At 75.1% G+C, this 16,747-nt stretch carries 14 protein-coding genes; all 14 read right to left on the bottom strand.

Features of this window, described 5'->3' with window-relative positions; genetic code table 11:
- Positions 1-2: 2 nt before the first annotated feature.
- Complete coding sequence (locus OZ948_14005) at positions 3-1,163, bottom strand: chemotaxis protein CheW (protein ID MEB2345840.1); 1,161 nt, start codon at positions 1,161-1,163, stop codon at positions 3-5.
- An 83-nt stretch (positions 1,164-1,246) separates the two neighbouring features.
- Positions 1,247-1,696 carry an Hpt domain-containing protein gene (locus tag OZ948_14000; protein MEB2345839.1) on the bottom strand — a complete coding sequence of 150 codons (450 nt, stop codon included), beginning with the start codon at positions 1,694-1,696 and terminating at the stop codon, positions 1,247-1,249.
- Entirely contained in the window at positions 1,696-2,067 is a 372-nt protein-coding gene (locus OZ948_13995; GenBank protein ID MEB2345838.1) for a response regulator, read from the bottom strand. The genes OZ948_14000 and OZ948_13995 overlap by 1 nt, the downstream gene beginning before the upstream one ends.
- A gap of 33 nt (positions 2,068-2,100) precedes the next feature.
- Positions 2,101-2,580 carry a chemotaxis protein CheW gene (locus tag OZ948_13990; GenBank protein MEB2345837.1) on the bottom strand — a complete coding sequence of 160 codons (480 nt, stop codon included), beginning with the start codon at positions 2,578-2,580 and terminating at the stop codon, positions 2,101-2,103.
- The gene (locus tag OZ948_13985) at positions 2,577-3,860 is read right to left on the bottom strand and encodes a methyl-accepting chemotaxis protein (GenBank protein MEB2345836.1); all 1,284 of its coding nucleotides are present in this window, start codon (positions 3,858-3,860) and stop codon (positions 2,577-2,579) included. Before OZ948_13985 ends, OZ948_13990 begins: the two co-directional genes overlap by 4 nt.
- A gap of 80 nt (positions 3,861-3,940) precedes the next feature.
- Entirely contained in the window at positions 3,941-4,912 is a 972-nt protein-coding gene (gene thiL, locus OZ948_13980; protein ID MEB2345835.1) for a thiamine-phosphate kinase, read from the bottom strand.
- 31 nt (positions 4,913-4,943) lie between these two features.
- Positions 4,944-7,391: an endopeptidase La gene (gene lon / locus OZ948_13975; GenBank protein MEB2345834.1), complete on the bottom strand. Its 2,448-nt coding sequence runs from the start codon at positions 7,389-7,391 to the stop codon at positions 4,944-4,946.
- Between the two features lie 104 nt (positions 7,392-7,495).
- The gene (locus OZ948_13970) at positions 7,496-8,392 is read right to left on the bottom strand and encodes an acyl-CoA thioesterase II (GenBank protein ID MEB2345833.1); all 897 of its coding nucleotides are present in this window, start codon (positions 8,390-8,392) and stop codon (positions 7,496-7,498) included.
- A gap of 3 nt (positions 8,393-8,395) precedes the next feature.
- Positions 8,396-10,531 (bottom strand): penicillin-binding protein activator, encoded by a 2,136-nt coding sequence (locus OZ948_13965; GenBank protein MEB2345832.1) that lies wholly within the window; start codon positions 10,529-10,531, stop codon positions 8,396-8,398.
- Positions 10,531-11,655, bottom strand: coding sequence for a molecular chaperone DnaJ (gene dnaJ / locus OZ948_13960; protein MEB2345831.1), 1,125 nt, complete (start codon positions 11,653-11,655; stop codon positions 10,531-10,533). Before dnaJ ends, OZ948_13965 begins: the two co-directional genes overlap by 1 nt.
- A 114-nt stretch (positions 11,656-11,769) precedes the next feature.
- Positions 11,770-13,602, bottom strand: coding sequence for a molecular chaperone DnaK (dnaK, locus tag OZ948_13955; protein ID MEB2345830.1), 1,833 nt, complete (start codon positions 13,600-13,602; stop codon positions 11,770-11,772).
- A 45-nt stretch (positions 13,603-13,647) separates the two neighbouring features.
- Positions 13,648-14,340, bottom strand: a complete 693-nt coding sequence (grpE, locus tag OZ948_13950) for a nucleotide exchange factor GrpE (protein MEB2345829.1) — start codon at positions 14,338-14,340, stop codon at positions 13,648-13,650.
- Positions 14,337-15,419: a heat-inducible transcriptional repressor HrcA gene (hrcA, locus tag OZ948_13945; GenBank protein MEB2345828.1), complete on the bottom strand. Its 1,083-nt coding sequence runs from the start codon at positions 15,417-15,419 to the stop codon at positions 14,337-14,339. The genes grpE and hrcA overlap by 4 nt, the downstream gene beginning before the upstream one ends.
- 73 nt (positions 15,420-15,492) lie before the next feature.
- Complete coding sequence (gene hemW, locus OZ948_13940; protein ID MEB2345827.1) at positions 15,493-16,722, bottom strand: radical SAM family heme chaperone HemW; 1,230 nt, start codon at positions 16,720-16,722, stop codon at positions 15,493-15,495.
- Positions 16,723-16,747 lie beyond the last annotated feature (25 nt).

Raw genomic sequence — 16,747 nt, 5'->3', positions numbered from 1 at the left:
GCTCAGCGCACCTGGTTCAGGTCGACGAGGAAGACCGGGCGCCCGTCGCCGAGCACCGTCAGGCCGATCAGCGCGCGCAGCCCTCCGAGCAGGAGCGGCGGCGGCTTCACGTAGATGTCCTGCTGCCCGGCCAGATGATCCACGCGCAGCGCAACCCGCTCGCCGCGCACGTCGGCCAGCAGCAGCAACACGGGGGCGGCGTCGGTGGGCGCGCCGGGTGGGAGCGGATCGGCCCAGCCGAGCCGGCTCACGAGGTCGATCACCAGCACCGGCTCGCCGTCCACCAGCGTGAAGTCGTCGCTGCCGCTGCGCTCGATCGAGTGCGCCTCGACCTCGACGATGCGCTCCACCTTGGCGATCGGGAGCGCCACCATCTCGCGGCCCAGGCCGAGCAGCAGCACGCGCTGCACCGCGGCCGCGATCGGGACCCGCAGCGACACCTCGGTGCCGGCACCGCGGTGCGAGGCGAGCCGCACCTCGCCGCCCAGCGACTCGAGCGTGGCACGCACGGCGTCCATGCCGACGCCGCGGCCGGAGATGTCGGAGACCGCCGCTGCGGTCGAGAGGCCCGCGCGGAACACCAGCGGGAGGACCTCCTCGGCGGGCAGGTCCTCGGCGAGGTCGGGATGCAGCGCGCCGAGCGCGATCGCGCGCGCACGGACGGCGTCCACGTCGACGCCGGCGCCGTCGTCGCGGACCGCGATGCGGATCGCGTCCTTCTCGCGCACCGCTTCGACGAGCAGCCGCCCGACCTCCGGCTTGCCGGCGGCCCGGCGCGCCTCGGGCGCCTCGAGCCCGTGGTCGACGGCGTTGCGCACGACGTGCACGAGCGGGTCGTAGAGCCGGTCGAGGATCGAGCGGTCGAGCTCGAGCTCGGCGCCGCGCAGCTCCACCTCGACGGCCTTGCCGCCGCGCAGGGCCACCTCGCGCGCGAGCCGCGGCAGGTTCTCCATGATGCGCAGGAGCGGTGTGGTACGCAGCTCGAGCGCACGGCGCTTGAGCTCGCCGACGACGCGGTCCATGTGGTCGAAGCCGCGCGCGAGACGCGGCTCGGCGGAGCCGGGCTCGCCGTCGCCGGCGGCGGTCCGCAGCTGGGTGGTGGTGAGGATCACCTCCCCGACCGCCGACAGGAAGCGGTCGAGGCGCTCGTTGGGGACACGCACCGAGGGCGGCGGCGGCGCCGCCCTCGCCCCTTCGGCTTCCGGGCCCTCCGCGGCCCCGGCTTCGGGCGCGCGACCTGCGGAGGCTAGCGGGCGCGCGCTGGGGTTTTTTTTGGCACCAGCGCGCCGGCGGCCGGAGCCTCCCCGGCCGGGGCCGGCTCCGGCGCGTGCGCGTCGAGCGCTGCCACCAGGGCGGGGTCGGGCTGCGGTGCGCCGCCGGTCTCGCGGACGGCCGCCACCATGCCCTCGAGGCTCTCGAGGCCGCGGAACAGGAGCGGCAGCCCGGCCGGGTCGTCGATGCCGCCCCGCGCGCGCCACGCGCCGAGGCGGTCCTCCAGCCGGTGGGAGAGCTCGCTCACGGCCTCGTAGCCGAGCGAGGCGCCCATCCCCTTCAGCGAGTGGACCATGCGGAACACGAGGTCGATCGCCTCGCGTGCGCGGGGATCCTTCTCGAGCTCGAGCAGCGCCCGGCTCATCTCCGCGAGGTGCTCGGTCGCCTCCTCGAGGAACAGGGCCCGGTACTTGGCCGGATCCACTACTCGCCCTTCTCGATCACCTTGCGCAGCGTCGTCACCACCGCATCGGGCTTGAAGGGCTTCACGACGTAGTCGGCGGCGCCCGCCTGGAGCGCCTCCATCACCAGCGCCTCCTGCCCGAGCGCGCTCACCATCACGATCTTCGCGCTGGGATCGAGCGCCAGGATCTCCTTCACCGCGTCGATGCCCGAGCGCTTCGGCATCACGATGTCCATGGTCACCACGTCGGGCTGCAGCCGCGAGAACTCCTCGACGACCGCCCGGCCGTCGGCCGCTTCACCGACCACCTCGAAGCCTTCCGGCTCGATGATCTCGCGGATCAGCTGGCGCATGAAACGCGCATCGTCCGCCACCAGGACCCGGCTCGCCATCGTCACCCTCCCCTTCGAAACAGCCGCGCGCCCTCAGCGGGCGTGCGCGGGCATCGTGGACACGTCGATCAAGGTCGCCGCACGCCCGAGCAGGCGGCGGGCATCGAGCACGCTCGTCACGCGGCCACGAACCGGCAGCCGCTCCACCACCAGCCCCGGCTCCTGGTGCGGGCTGAGCGCCGCGTCCGCCAGGCCGACCACGCGGTCCACCGGCACGCCCAGCATTCCGGACTCGCCGTCGCGCTCGGCCAGGACCAGCACGTGCTGCGACGGTCCCGGAGCCGCTCCCGCGACATCGAAGAGCGCCTCGCGCGAGACCAGCGGCAACGCGTCGCCGTGATGGTTCACGACGCCCGCCAGGCGCCGCGGCAGGCCCGGGATGCCGGCCGTCGGCGCACTCTCCATCACCTCGAGCACCTCGGCGATCGGGATCGCGTAGGCGGCGCCCGCCACCTCGAAGAGCACGAGACGCGTCTCGGCGGCGGCCGGGGGCCGCGGGCTCGGCCCGCTCACGTCCCGGCCTCCGCGCGCGGCGGGGCGCCGCCGGTCTGGAAGCGGCGCAGCACGCCGCGCATCTCGTCGGCCAGCTCGGTGAGCGCGTGCGCCGACGAGGCCGTCTCCGCGATCGCTGCGAGCTGCACCTGCGCGGCCTCCGACACCTCGCGGATCGCGCCGCCGTTCGCGATCCCGACCCGCGCGATCTCGTCCATGCCGCCCACCATGCGCTCGGCGTCACGCGCCTGTGCGTCGGCTTCCTGGAAGATCTCCTCGGCACGCCCGGCGGCTTCCTGCACCGCCGACTGGATCTGCTCGAGCGAGTGGGCGATCGTGTTCACGTCGTCGCGCCCCTCGCCGATCACGACTCCCGACTGGCGCATCTCGTCGGCCACCTCGGCGGTCTCCGCCTGGATCTCGTGCATCAGCTTCGAGATCTCCTCGGCGCTGCGGCCGGAGCTCTCGGCGAGCTTGCGGATCTCGTCGGCGACGACCGAGAAGCCGCGGCCGGCCTCGCCCGCACGCGCCGCCTCGATCGAGGCGTTCAGCGACAGCAGGTTCGTGCGCTGCGCGACGCTGTGGATCATCTCGGTGATCTGGTGGACGTGGCGGGTCTTCGCCTCGAGCTGGAAGACCAGCGCGCCGGCCTGCTCGACGCGCTGGAACACGGTCTTCATCTTCTCGAGCGCGAGCCGCGAGACGTCGACGCCCGCGTGCGCCTTCTGGCTCGCCTCGGCGGAGAAGCCGAAGGCCTCGCGGGCGCGCGAGGCGTTGAGCTCGATGGTCCCGGCGATGTCGCGAATCCGGCGCATCGCGTCCTCGAGCAGCGCCTGCTGGTCCGCGACGCCCTTGGCCACGCCTTCGACGGCGGCCGAGGCCTCCTCGTGGCTGGCCTGGCTCTGGCGTGTCGAGCGCGAGAGCCCGCCCGCCGACGCCGAGACGCGCTCGCCGATGCGCTGCACCTGCTCGACCACCTCGCGCAGGCTGGCGAGCATCTCCTGCACGCTGCGCGCGATGTCGTCGGTCTCGTCCGGGAAGAGCGAGGGACGCGGCAGCGGAGCCTCACGCAGATCGCCGGCACGGATGCGCGCCGTGACCTCGCGCAGCGCGTCGAAGCGGTGGCCGAGCTCGCGGGAGAGGAAGAAGCCGAGGCCGCCGCCGACCCCGAGCGCCACGAAGGGCGCGACCCAGGCGGCCACCGTGAGCCCGGCCGCCACCACCAGGTGGGGGAAGGACACCACGGCTGCCGCCACGAGCAGCGAGCGGACGACGAGCTTGGACGAGAGCGGCACGCGCACGCGAGCCGTATCGGCCCCTCGCGGAGTTGGCTTGAAAGGCCACCGCGGGCCTGCGCATCGATGGGGGCGCCGGGCCGGGGCTAGAAGTGCGTCCAGCCCGGGAGGCCGTGCCCGGGCACACCCCGCAGCCCGCGCCGGCCTTCGATCCGGCCGATCTCGGTGACGCGGACGCCGAGCCGGCGAGCGAGAGCTCGAGCCCCCGGCGCCCCGGGCCGCACGGTGAAGCAGAGCTCGTAGTCCTCCCCGCCAGCCAGCGCGAGGCGGAGGGGATCGAGCCCGAGCGCCGCGCACTCCCGCGCGAAGCCTCGCGGCGCCGGCACCCGCGCCGGGTCGATCGTCGCCCCGACGCGGGAGGCCTCGAGGACGTGGCCGAGGTCGGCGAGCAGGCCGTCGGAGACGTCGATGCAGGCGCCGGCGCCCGGCAGCGCCGCGATTGCGCGGCCGGCGTCGAGGCGAGGCTCCGGTCCTCGCCCCCGGCGACCGGGGAGGCGCCGGCGGCCGCGCTCTGCCCGAGCGAGGGCGAGGGCCGCGCCGCCGAGGGTTCCGGTCACGAGCACGCGGTCGCCGGGCCGCGCCGCGGCGCGGCGCAGCGCGCGTCCGGCCCGCAGGGCCCCGATCGCGGTCAGGGCCACGGTCGTGTCGCGCCCGCGCGTCAGGTTGCCGCCGACCAGCGGCGCGCCGCAGCGGCGCGCCACGGCGGCGAGCCCGCGCACGAGGCCGTCGACGCGCGCCAGCTCGAGCCGGGGCGGGACGGACAGCGCGACCACGACCCCGAGCGGCCGCGCGCCCATCGCCGCCAGGTCGGAGAGCGCCGCGCTCATCGCCCGACGCCCGATCGCATCGGCCGGCTCGTGCGCCCAGCGGAAGTGCACGGACTCGACGAGCGCATCGGTCGAGACCGCCACCTGCTCGCCGGGCCGCACCCGCAGCAGCGCGGCGTCGTCACCGATGCCGAGCGCGACCGACGGGCCGCCGGCCGCGCGGGCACGGCGCAAGGCGCGCTCGATGCGCGCGATCAGGGCGAACTCGCCGACCTCCGAGATCCTGCGCACGCCGGGAGCCAACCGGCTCGCGCGGCCGGCGTCAAGCGTCGTCGCGAGCGCCGGGTACGGAGGGCGCGCCAGCGGCCGTGGCCGGCACGGCCGCCGAGGCCCGGCCGCGGCGCGGCGGAGGCACGCGGCGCAGGGCCGGCGTCTCCCCCTCGAGCGCGGCCGCCAGCACCTCCTCCATGCGCGAGACGGCGACGAGCTCGAGCCGCCGGCGCGCCTCGCGCGGGATCTCCTCGAGATCGGGCAGGTTGCGCTCGGGCACGATCACGCGGGTCACGCCGGCGCGCAGCGCGGCGAGCGCCTTCTCGCGGATCCCGCCCACCGGCAGCACCCGCCCGCGCAGGGTGACCTCGCCGGTCATCGCCACGTCGGCGCGCACCGCGCGGCCGGTCGCGAGCGACACGAGCGCCGTGGCGAGCGTGATCCCCGCCGACGGGCCGTCCTTCGGGATGGCGCCCGCCGGCACGTGCACGTGGACCTGGCGGCGCGCGATCGGCGCGTCGTCCTGGCCGCCGCGCGCGAGGTGCGCGCGCGCCCAGGTGAGCGCCGCCTGGCCGGACTCCTTCATCACCTCGCCGAGCTGGCCGGTCAGCACCAGGCCCTGGCCCGGCGTGGTCTCCACCTCGACCCGCAGCAGCTCGCCACCGTGCTCGGTCCAGGCGAGCCCGTTCGCGACCCCGACCTCACCGGCGCCGTGGCGGTCCTCGGCCAGGAAGCGCGGCGGGCCCAGGAAGGCCGGCAGCGAGCGGGGTCCGACGCGGAGCCGGCGCGTGTCGCCCTCGGCGGTGCGCCGCGCCACCTTGCGGCAGATCGCCGCCACCTGCCGCTCGAGGTTCCGCACCCCGGCCTCGGCGGTGTACTCGGCGACGAGCCGCTCGACGGAGCCCGCCGTCCACTGGATGCGGTCGGCGGGCAGCCCGTGCTCCTCCATCTGGCGCGGGATCAGGAACGAGCCGGCGATCTCGACCTTCTCCTCGGGCGTGTAGCCGGAGAGGCGGATCACCTCCATGCGGTCGCGCAGGGGGCTCGGGATCGGGTCGAGCAGATTCGCGGTCGTGATCCACAGGACCCGCGAGAGGTCGAAGGGCGTGTTCAGGTAGTGGTCGCTGAACTTCGCGTTCTGCTCGGGATCGAGCACCTCGAGCAGCGCCGAGGCGGGGTCGCCGCGGAAGTCGGCGCCGAGCTTGTCGATCTCGTCGAGCATGAAGACGGGGTTGCGGGTGCCCGCCTGGCGCAGGCCCTGGAGGATGCGGCCGGGCAACGCGCCCACGTAGGTGCGCCGATGGCCGCGGATCTCGGCCTCGTCGCGCACGCCGCCGAGCGAAACGCGCACGAACTCGCGGCCCATCGCGCGCGCGATCGAGCGCCCGAGCGAGGTCTTCCCGACCCCGGGCGGGCCCACGAAGCACAGGATCGGGCCGTGCGCCTCGGGCCGCAGCTTGCGCACCCCGAGGTGCTCGAGGATGCGGTCCTTGATGCGCTCGAGGTGGGCGTGGTCGGCGTCGAGGATCGCGCGCGCCTGGGCGAGGTCGATGCGGTCGGGCGACGCCGCCGACCAGGGCAGCTCCACCATCCAGTCGAGGAAGCCGCGCAGCACCTGCGCCTCGGGCCCGTCGGGGTGCATGCGCTCGAGCCGCTGGAGCTGGCGAGCCGCCTCGGCCTCGGCCTCGGCCGGCAGCTCGGCCGCCCGCAGCTTCTCGCGGTACTCCTCGATCTCCTCGTAGCGCGGGTCGGCGTCGCCGAGCTCGGCCTGGATCGCGCGCAGCTGCTCGCGCAGGAACTGCTCGCGGTGCCCGCGCGAGAGCTCCTCCTTCGCCTGCGACTGGATCTCCGCCTGCACGGCGGAGACCTCGAGCTCGCGGCGCAGGAGCGTGTCCACGCGGCGCAGCCGCGCCAGCGGGTCGCGCAGCGCCAGGACCTCCTGCGCATCGCCGAGCCGCAGCTTCAGGTTCGAGGCGACCAGGTCCGCGAGGCGCCCCGGCTCCTGCACGTTCTGGGCGACCGCCAGCACCTCGGGCGGCAGGCTCTTGAGGCCGAGCAGCTCCTCGACCCGTGAGCGCACGGCGCGCATCACGGCCTCGATCTCGACCGACCAGGGCGGCTCGCGATCGGCCTCCACCGGGCGCACCCGCGCGCGGATCGCGAAGCTCGCGTCGGTCTCGGAGTAGGACTCGACCTGTGCGCGCGCGAGGCCCTGGACCAACGCCTTGACGCGCCCGTCGGGCAGGCGCATCGAGCGCATCACCATCGCCACGGTGCCGAAGGGGTGCAGGTCGTCCGGGTCCGGATCCTCGAGGTCGCCGTCGCGCTGGGCGACCAGCAGCACGCAGCGGTCGCCCGCCAGGGCCTCGTCCACGGCCTGCACCGAGCGGTCGCGGGCCAGGAAGAGCGGCAGCGCCATGTAGGGGAAGACCACGAACTGGCGCAGCGGGACGACGGGCAGCTCGTCGGGAAGCTCGATCGGGTCGTCGGGATCGGACATGCCCCCGTTTCGTCCCGGGCCTGCGCGGGCTTGAGGCGGAAGGTGCGCGGCGCCGCGCCCTCGCCGAGCGGTCACGCTCGCGCAGCCGCGGTGCCGCCCGCCGCCTACTCCGAGCGGTCCTCCGCGCGGTGGACCGGGCGCAGGAGCCCCTCCTGCGCGACCGACGCCACGAGCACGCCCTCGCGCGTGAAGATGCTGCCGCGCGCGAAGCCGCGCGCGCCGACCGCCGCCGGGCTGTCCTGCACGTAGAGGAGCCAGTCGTCGACGCGCGCCGGGCGGTGGAACCAGAGCGTGTGGTCGATGCTCGCCACCATCAGCGGGCCGAGCGCCCCGCTCCGGCCGTGCGGGAGCACGGCGTTGTCGAGGAGCGTCATGTCGGACATGTAGGTGAGGAGGTGCTGGTGGCGGTCGAGGTCGTCGTCGAGCCGGCACGAGACGCGGAACCAGACCAGGTTCTGGCCCTGGCGCGGGCCGCCGCCGAAATAGGTCGGAAGCTCGGCGTGCCGCGTGTCGATGGCGCGCTTCTGCGCCACCCAGTGGCGGTCGGCCTCCGGGATCGCCTCGAAATGGCGGCGCACGAGCTCCTCGCGGGTCGGCAGCGACTCGGGCGCGGGCGCCTCGGGCATCGCCATCTGGTGCTCGTAGCCGCGCTCCGGGACCTGGAACGAGACCGAGGCGTCGAAGATCGCCTTGCCGCGCTGGAGCGCGATCACGTGGCGGGTCGCGAACGACTTTCCGTCACGCAGACGCTGCACGGTGTAGATCACCGGAATACCGGGGTCGCCGGGACGCAGGAAGTAGCCGTGCAGCGAGTGTGCGAAGCGCCCGGCCGGGAGCGTGCGGCTCGCCGCCACCAGCGCCTGCGCGGCCACCTGCCCGCCGAAGATCCGCCCCGGGCGCCCGCCCTCGTTCCGGCCCCGGTAGAGATCGGCGTCGAGCTCCTCGACGTCGAGCACGGCGAGCAGGCGGTCGATGCGGGCGCGGTCGTCTGCGTCGGTCACGCGCTACTCCAGCGAGACCAGCCCGCCGCTCGCGACGCCGAGCAGGAAGGGCCGCTTGCGGGCGTTGCCGTCGGGGTCGAAGGTGGTGGGCCCGGAGACGCCGGGATAGAGCTCCGTCGCGAGCAGCGAGCGGCGCAGCGACTCGCGGTCGCTGGCGCCGCGGGCGAGCTGGAGCGCCACCAGGTTGGCGGCGTCGAAGCCCTGCGCCGCGAAGACGGTCGGCTCCTCGCCGAAGGCGCTCGCGTAGCGGCGGTCGAACTCCTGCACGAGCGCCGCGGGGTGTGCGGCGTCGAAGGAGGAGGTGAAGAAGGCGCCTTCGAGACGCGTGCCGCCGTCGCGGAGCAGCGCGGGATGGTGCCAGGCGCTCGGCCCGAACAGGACGACCCCGTCGACCCCCTGCTCTGCGAGCTGCGGCACGAGCGCGCCCACCATGTCCGGCGCGTCGGGGACGAAGAGGGCGTCGAAGTCCACGATCGGAGGCAGCTCGTTCGCGTCGGGATCGGTCACCGCGAAGCCCGCGCCGGAGAGCGGCTGCGCACCCCGCGCGGTGGCCGGGGCGAGACCGGCGCCGGCGGCCGTCGCCGCAGCCCCGGCCGCCGGCAACGTGCCGGCGGCCGCCGCGCGCGCCAGCTCGGCGTCGCGCGCGGCGAGGCGGGCGCGCTGGTCCTCCGAGAGCAGCGACCAGCCGACCAGCGAGCGGATCGGTGCGGCCAGGTCGCGGCCGCCCGGGACGTAGCCGGCCACACCCACCACGCGGCCGCCGCGCGCCTCCACCGCCTGCCAGAGCAGCTCCTCGAACTCGCGACCGTAGTCGTCCTTCGGGTACAGGATCGCGATGCGGCGCAGGCCCCGGCTCCCGACCGCGTACTCGGCGAGCGACTCGGCCTCCATGCGCCGCGTCAGCGCCAGCCGGAACACCCCCGCCCCCGGCCGTACCACCGACTCGTGTCGGGTGAGCGCGAGCAGCGGCAGGCCGGTCTCCTGGGCGGCGTCGGCCGCCGCCTGCACCTCCTCGGTGAGGAGCGGGCCGACGACCGCGCGCACGTCGGGCTCGGCCGCCAGCGCGCGCACCGCCTCGGCCGCGCCGGCCGCCGTCCCGCCGCTGTCGCGCACGACGACGCGCAGGCCGCCCGCCGGGGCGGCCTCCTCCGCGGCCACCACATCGGCGCTGGCGCCGCGCCCGTAGACGCCCGCCGCCAGCAGCACGCCGCGCAGCGTCTGCTCGGCGACGGAGCCGAAGGGGCCCGAGAGCGGCAGCACCACCCCGATCGCTCCTGACAATTCATCCGTGTCGGCGAGCGGAAGCTCGCCGTCGACGTCGCGCAGGCGGGGCGGAGCATCGGCCAGTCCGCCCGGCGCCGCGCGCCCCTCGAGATCGGCGCCCAGCCGCTCGAGGCGCGCGCCGTCGGAAGGAGTCAGGGTGGCGCGCTCGGCGCGCGCGAAGGCGCGGATCGCGAGCGCCCGGTTGCCCTCGCGCTCGGCGCGCTCGCCGATCTCGAGCCAGACCAGCGCCGCCGACGGGCGGGCACCGAGCCCCTCGGCGACCTGGAGCAGGACCGGCGTCGGCAGCTCCGCGAGCGCCCGGCCGATCTCGGCGTCGTAGCCGGCCGCGCCCTCGGCGGGGGTCTCGTCGCGCAGCCGTGCGAGCGCCAGGGCCTCCGCCCGCCGGTCGCCGTGCGCGCGCGCCAGCTCGGCGACCAGGCGCGCCGCACGCGGGCGTTCGCTGTCGCGCACGAGCCCGAGCCGGACCCGCTGCGCCTCGACCCAGGCGGCGTCGCTCGCGCCGCGCGCGACCAGCAGGTCGGCGAGCTCGACGCGCACGGCGTCGGTGCGGTCGCCGCGCGGCTGGCGTGCGAGGGCGGCGCGCAGGGTGCTCTCCGCGCCGGCTTCGTCGCCGGCGGCACGCTCGAGCTGCGCCAGCGCGAGGGCGGCGTCGTCGAAGAGGGGACTCCCGGGATGGGTGCGCAGGAAGGCGGCGAGGCGCCCGCGCGCGATCGCCGGATCCCGCTCGGCCGCACGCAGCGCGTCGTCGACGATGCGCCGGTCCGCCCCGACGCCGCGCTCGGCGCCGGGCAGCAGCGCGCAGCCCAGCCCGAAGGCTGCCGCCAGCAGCAGGGCCAGCGCCGCTCCCGCGCGCATCAACTGAAGAAGTCGCGCAGCTTCTCGACGAAGCTCCGGGTCACCGGCGACACCTCCGTTCCGGACTCCTCGGCAAACTGCTCGAGCAGCTCGCGCTGGCGGTCGGTGAGCTTGGTCGGCACCTCGACGAAGATCTGGACCAGGACGTCGCCGCGCCCGCGGCGGCCGAGCGCGGGCAGCCCCTTGCCCGCGAGCCGCAGCACGCGGCCGGACTGGGTTCCCTCCGGCATGCGCATCGGGATCTTGCCCTCGAGCGTCGGCACCTCGATCTCGGCGCCGAGCGCCGCCTGCACGAAGGAGACCGGGACCTGGCAGTGGAGGTCGGAACCGTCGCGCGTGAAGAAGGGATGCGAGCGCACGACGACGTCGACGTAGAGGTCGCCGGAGGGGCCGCCCTCGATGCCGGCCTCGCCCTCCCCGGCCAGGCGCAGGCGGGTCCCGCTCTCGACGCCGGGGGGGATCTTCACGGACAGGGTCTGCTGGCTCTCGACCCGCCCCTGGCCGCGGCACGAGGTGCAGCGCTCGCGCACGATCTCGCCCGCGCCGCCGCACGCGTCGCACGGCCGGCTGATCCGGAAGAAGCCCTGCTGGAACATCAGCTGGCCGGTGCCCCGGCAGCGGCCGCAGCTCTCGGGGCGGGTGCCGGCACGGGCGCCCGAGCCGCTGCAGCTCCCGCACGGGCGCATCTTCGGGATCGAGATGCGGGCGTCCTTGCCCTCGAGCACCTCGACGAGGTCGAGGTCGAGCTGGTAGCGCAGGTCGGCACCGCGCCGGCCCCGGCCGCGGCGGCGCGCGCCGCTCCCGCCGCGCTGGCCGAAGAGATCGCCGAAGAGGTCGTTCAGCACGTCGCCGAAGGCGCCGAGGTCGCCGAAGTCGCCGAAGCCGGGGCCACCCGCACCCGCAACGCCCTCGTGGCCGAAGCGGTCGTAGGCGCGGCGCTTCTCGGGATCCGAGAGGACGGCGTAGGCCTCCGACGCCTCCTTGAACTTCTCCTCGGCGGCGGGGTCGTCCGGGTTGCGGTCCGGGTGGTGCTGCAGGGCCAGCTTCCGGTAGGCCTTCTTCAGCGCCTCGGCGTCGGCGGAGCGATCGACCCCGAGCACCTCGTAGTAGTCGCGCTTGGCCAACGGACGGACCCCCTCGGGGCGAAAACCGGCGGCTAGCCTAGGCACTCGCGAACGAGGCGCAACGGGGCACGCGTGGATCCGCCGCCCGCGGTCCGGGCGCGGGGGCGCGAGCGGTCAACCCCCGCCCGGGCTCTCGCCGCCGAGCGCCGAGTAGAGCTTCTCGGTCATCTTGTAGGAGAGCTGGGTGAGCGCGTCGACGGCGGCCTGGATCTCGCCGGCGTCGGCGGCGGCGAGCGCCTCGCGGGTGCGCGCGAGCGCCGCCTCGAGCGCGCTCTTCTCCTCGGCCGTCACGTGCTCGCCGTAGTCGGCGAGCGTCGACTCCGTCGAGTACACGAGGCCGTCGGCGCGGTTGCGCAGCTCGGCCAGCTCGCGGCGGCGGCGGTCGGCTTCCTTGTTGGCGTCGGCGTCACTGCACAGCGTGCGGATCTGCTCCTCGCTGAGGCCGCTGCCCGCGGTGACCGCGATCTCCTGGCTGCGCCCGGTACCGAGGTCCTTGGCGGAGACCTTGACCACGCCGTCGGTGTCGATGTCGAAGGTGACCTCGATCTGGGGCACGCCGCGCGGGGCGGGCGGGATGCCGAGCAGCTCGAAGCGCCCGAGCGTCTGGTTGTCGGCGGCCATCTCGCGCTCGCCCTGGAGCACGTGCACGCGCACCACGTTCTGGTTGTCCTCGGTGGTCGAGAACACCTGTCCCTTGCGGGTCGGAATCGTGGTGTTGCGCTCGATGATCCGGGTGAAGACGCCGCCCTGGGTCTCGACGCCGAGCGAGAGCGGGGTCACGTCGAGCAGCAGGACGTCGGAGACCTCGCCCTTCAGGACGCCGCCCTGGATCGCGGCGCCGGCCGCCACCACCTCGTCGGGGTTCACGCCCTTGTGCGGCGCCTTGCCGAAGATCTCGGCGACCTTCTCCTGGATGCGCGGCATGCGCGTCATGCCGCCGACCAGGATCACGTGGTCGAGCTCGCCCTTCGCGAGGCCCGCGTCGGACACCGCCATCTCGCAGGGCCCGACCAGGCGCTCGATCAGGTCGGCGACCAGGGCCTCGAGCCGCTCGCGGGTGAGGGTCAGGTTCAGGTGCTTCGGCCCCGAGGCGTCGGCCCCGATGAAGGGCAGGTTGATCTCGGTGGTCGGCGTCGAGGAGAGCTCGCACTTGGCGCGCTCGGCCGCCTCCTTGAGCCGCTGCAGCGCCATCTTGTCGCCGCGCAGGTCGATCGCGCTCTGCTCCTGGAAGCCCTTGATCAGCCAGTCGACGATGCGCTCGTCGAAGTCCTCGCCGCCCAGGAAGGTGTCACCGTTGGTGCTCTTCACCTCGAAGACGCCGTCGCCGAGCTCGAGGACCGAGATGTCGAAGGTGCCGCCGCCGAGGTCGAAGACCGCGATGCGCTGGTGACCCGCGTCCTTGTCGAGGCCGTAGGCCAGCGCCGCCGCGGTCGGCTCGTTGATGATGCGCAGGACGTTGAGCCCCGCGATCCGGCCGGCCTCCTTGGTGGCCTGGCGCTGCGCGTCGTTGAAGTAGGCCGGCACCGTGATCACGGCGTCGGTCACGGGCTCACCCAGGAAGTCGGAGGCGGTCTCGCGCATCTTGGCCAGCACCAGCGCGGAGATCTCCTGGGGCGGCGCCAGCTTGTCGCCGACCCGCACCCAGGCGTCGCCGTTCTCGGCGGCCTCGACGCCGAAGGGCGAGATCTGCTGGAAGCGCTCGACCTCGGACGACTGGAACTTGCGGCCGATCAGGCGCTTGACCGCGAAGACGGTGCGCTCGGGGTTGGTGACGGCCTGGCGCTTGGCGATCTGGCCGACCAGCTTCTCGCCCGAATCGGTGAAGGCGACCATCGAGGGCGTCGTGCGCGCGCCCTCGGCGTTGGCGACGATCTGCGGCGTGCCGCCGTCCATGAGGGCGACGCAGGAGTTCGTCGTCCCGAGGTCGATCCCGATCACCTTGCCCAACGCCTGCGATCCCCCGTCGCGACGGGGCCGCCCGGCGCGGGCCCCTCAGCCGTCTCTTCGGCCGTCCGCGCCGGAACCTTCAGGAGGGCGGGACACCACGACCCGCGCGGGGCGCAGGAGCCGGCCCCGGAGCTGGTAGCCCCGCTGGAAGACCTCGACGACGGTGTGGGGGGGCTTCGAGGCGTCGGGCACCTGGGCCATGGCCTCGTGGAGGGCGGGATCGAAGGCCTGCCCGAGGGCCTCGATGGGAGTCACGCCGTACCGGGCGAGCAGGGCCTCGAGCTCGCGCAGCACCAGCTCCACGCCTTCGAGCAGCCCCGAGCTCTCCCCGCCCTTGCGAGCGTGGTCGACGGCGCGCTCGAGGTTGTCGACCGTCGGCAGCAGATCCTTGACGAGGCTCTGGTGCCCGAAGTGATGCGCCTCTTCGCGGTCCTTGAGCGTCCGCTTGCGGAAGTTTTCGAAGTCCGCCGCAAGCCGCAGGTAGCGGTCCCTGAGCTCGGCGAGCTCACTGCTCTCGGCCTCGGCCGGATCCGACCCCGCGCGCTCGGCCTGGGGGGAGCCGCCCGCGCCTGGCTCTTTTCGATGCTCGTGGAGTGCCTCGACCGACTCGGCGGCCTCCCGCATCGCGTCCTCGAGCTCCGGGCTCGGGCCGAGCGTGCCCGCGGCCTCCTCCGCGAAGCCCTCCCAGCCTTCCCCGCCCCCGCCGCCCGGCGGGCGTCGCCGCACTCCTTCGCTCACGCCGACAGCTTCCTCGTCACGAGCTCCGACAGGTACCCGACCAGCGCCATGACGCGCGCGTAGTCCATCCGCCGCGGCCCGATCACGCCGAGCACGCCCGGCGCGACCCCGCTCCCGTAGGGTGCCGCGACCAGGGCGAGCTGGCGCAGCTCGGGCTCGCCGAGCTCCTCGCCGAGCGCCACCTGGACGCCGCCGGCGCCACCACCCAGCACCCGTTCCACCACCTGGAGCAGCGCCTGGCGGGTCTCGATCGTGGCGAGGAGCTCGCGCACCCGCGTTGCATCCTGGAACTCGGGCTGATCGAGCAGCGCGAGCCAGGTCGCGATCACGAGATCGTGCCGCCCGGTGCCCGTCTCGCCCCCGCCCTCGGCCTGGAGCGCGCGCCAGGCGAGCCGCAGCGCGCGACCGACCACGCCCTCGGCCCGCGAGCGCAAGGCGGCCACCTCGCGCGCGAGCGCCTCCCGCAGCTCGCTGAGCGTCCGTCCGGCAACCCGCTCGTTCAGGGCGGAGGCGAGCCGGTCGAGCTCGGGCTGCGCGCCCGACTCCTCGTCTGCGACCACCCGGCGCAGGGTCTCGCCGGTCTCCGCGACCAGCACCGCGAGCACACGGCTCGTCGAGAGCCGCACCAGGGTCAGGTGGCGCAGCCGCAGCGCCTCGATGCGCGGCACCACGACGAAGCCGAGCTGGCGGGTGCACTCCGAGAGCACGCGCGAGGCGACGCGCCCGAGCGACTCGGGGTCGGGCTCGCCCATCCCCGCCGCCAGTGCGCGGCGCTCGAACTCGTCGAGGCCGCGCGGCGCCAGCGCGTCCACGAACACCCGCAGCCCGAGTGCGGTCGGCACCCGGCCGGCGGAGGCGTGCGGCTTCTCGACGAGCCCGAGCTCGGCGAGCTCCGCCATCGTGTTGCGGATCGACGCGGCCGAGAGCGGGACCGCGAGGACGTGGCTCACGCTGCGCGAGCCGACCGGCGCCGCGTCGCCCACGTAGCGCGCCACGATCGCGCGCAGCACCTGCTGCTGGCGCTCGCCGAGCGCCGGCAGGTCGCGGGCGAGAGGGTCGGCGCCGCTGCGCGGTTGCAACGCAACTCCTTGGAATCCGAGGAGTCGGTAGCCGAACAGGGGGGATCCGTCCAGCGCGCCGTGCAAGGCGGGATCAGACGAGGCGCTCGAAGATCGAGTCGGAGAGCAGGAGGCCGGCAGGAGTCAGGCGCAGGTCGCCGGAGGCGCTCTCGAGGAGCCAGCCGCCGGCCAGCGCTTCGGCGATCACCTCGGGCCAGAACGCGCGCGGCGGCGCACCGAACTCGGCCGCGAAGGCGGCGGCGTCGAGGCCGCGCGCGGTCCGCAGCGCCAGGAAGGCGGCCTCGCCCCGTGCCGTCTCGGGCGTGAGGCGCTCGGGCGGAGCGGCCGCCGCCGGCTCACCCGCCGCCATGCGCGCGAGGTAGGTGTCGAGCTGGCGCACGTTGGCGCGGCGCGCCCCGTGCGGCGCGGCGGGGGAGGCCGGCTCGCACGACCAGGCGCCCATCCCGATCCCGAGCACCGCCTGCCGCTCCCAGTAGCGCCGGTTGTGGCGCGCCTCGCGGCCGGGACGCGCGAAGCTCGAGATCTCGTAGCGCTCGAGCCCGCCCGCCGCGAGCCGCGCCGCGAGCCGCTCGAGCATCGCCGCGCCCTCGTCCTCGTCCGCGAGCGCGAGCTGGCCGCGCGCGGCGGCGCGCGCGAAGGGCGTGCCCGGCTCGATCGTGAGCTGGTAGGCCGAGACGTGCTCGGGGCCGAAGGCGAGCACGGCGTCGAGGTCGCGCTCGAGGTCGGCCAGGCGCTGGCCCGGTGCGGCGACGATCAGGTCGAGCGAGACGTCGTCGAAGCCGGCCGCCCGCGCGGCGGCGAGCGTGGCGTGGGCCTCCCCGGCCCGATGCGCGCGCCCGAGCCGCTTCAGGGTCGCATCCGAGAACGACTGCACGCCGATCGAGAGCCGGTTCACGCCGGCCGCGCGGAAGCCGGGCAGGCGCGCGCGCTCGGTGGTGCCCGGGTTCAGCTCGAGCGTGATCTCGACGCGCCCGCCGGCCGGGAAGTGCGCGCGGGCGGCGGCGACGAGCCGCGCCACGGACTCGGGCGCCAGCAGCGATGGCGTCCCCCCGCCGAGGTAGACCGACGCGAGCGCACGCGGGCCGCCGCCCGGCCTCGCGAAGCCGGGCGCACGCTGCGCCAGCTCGGTTTCCAGCGCGTCGAGGTAGGCCGCCTCGCGAGCCGGGGTGAGAGGGCGGGCGGCCACCACCGCGAAGTCGCAGTAGGGGCAGACACGCTCGCAGAACGGGACGTGCAGGTAGACGCCGACGCAGCCGTCGTCCGCGGGAACGGCGTGCGGAGCGCGGCGGGTCCTCCGGTTCATGGGCATCGCGAGCAGCGCCTGGCCC

This window comes from Deltaproteobacteria bacterium (assembly GCA_035063765.1).
Classification (GTDB): Bacteria; Myxococcota_A; UBA9160; order UBA9160; family PR03; genus CAADGG01.
The sequence above is the reverse complement of the archived record's forward strand: the minus strand, read 5'-3'. Positions and strand labels throughout refer to the sequence as shown.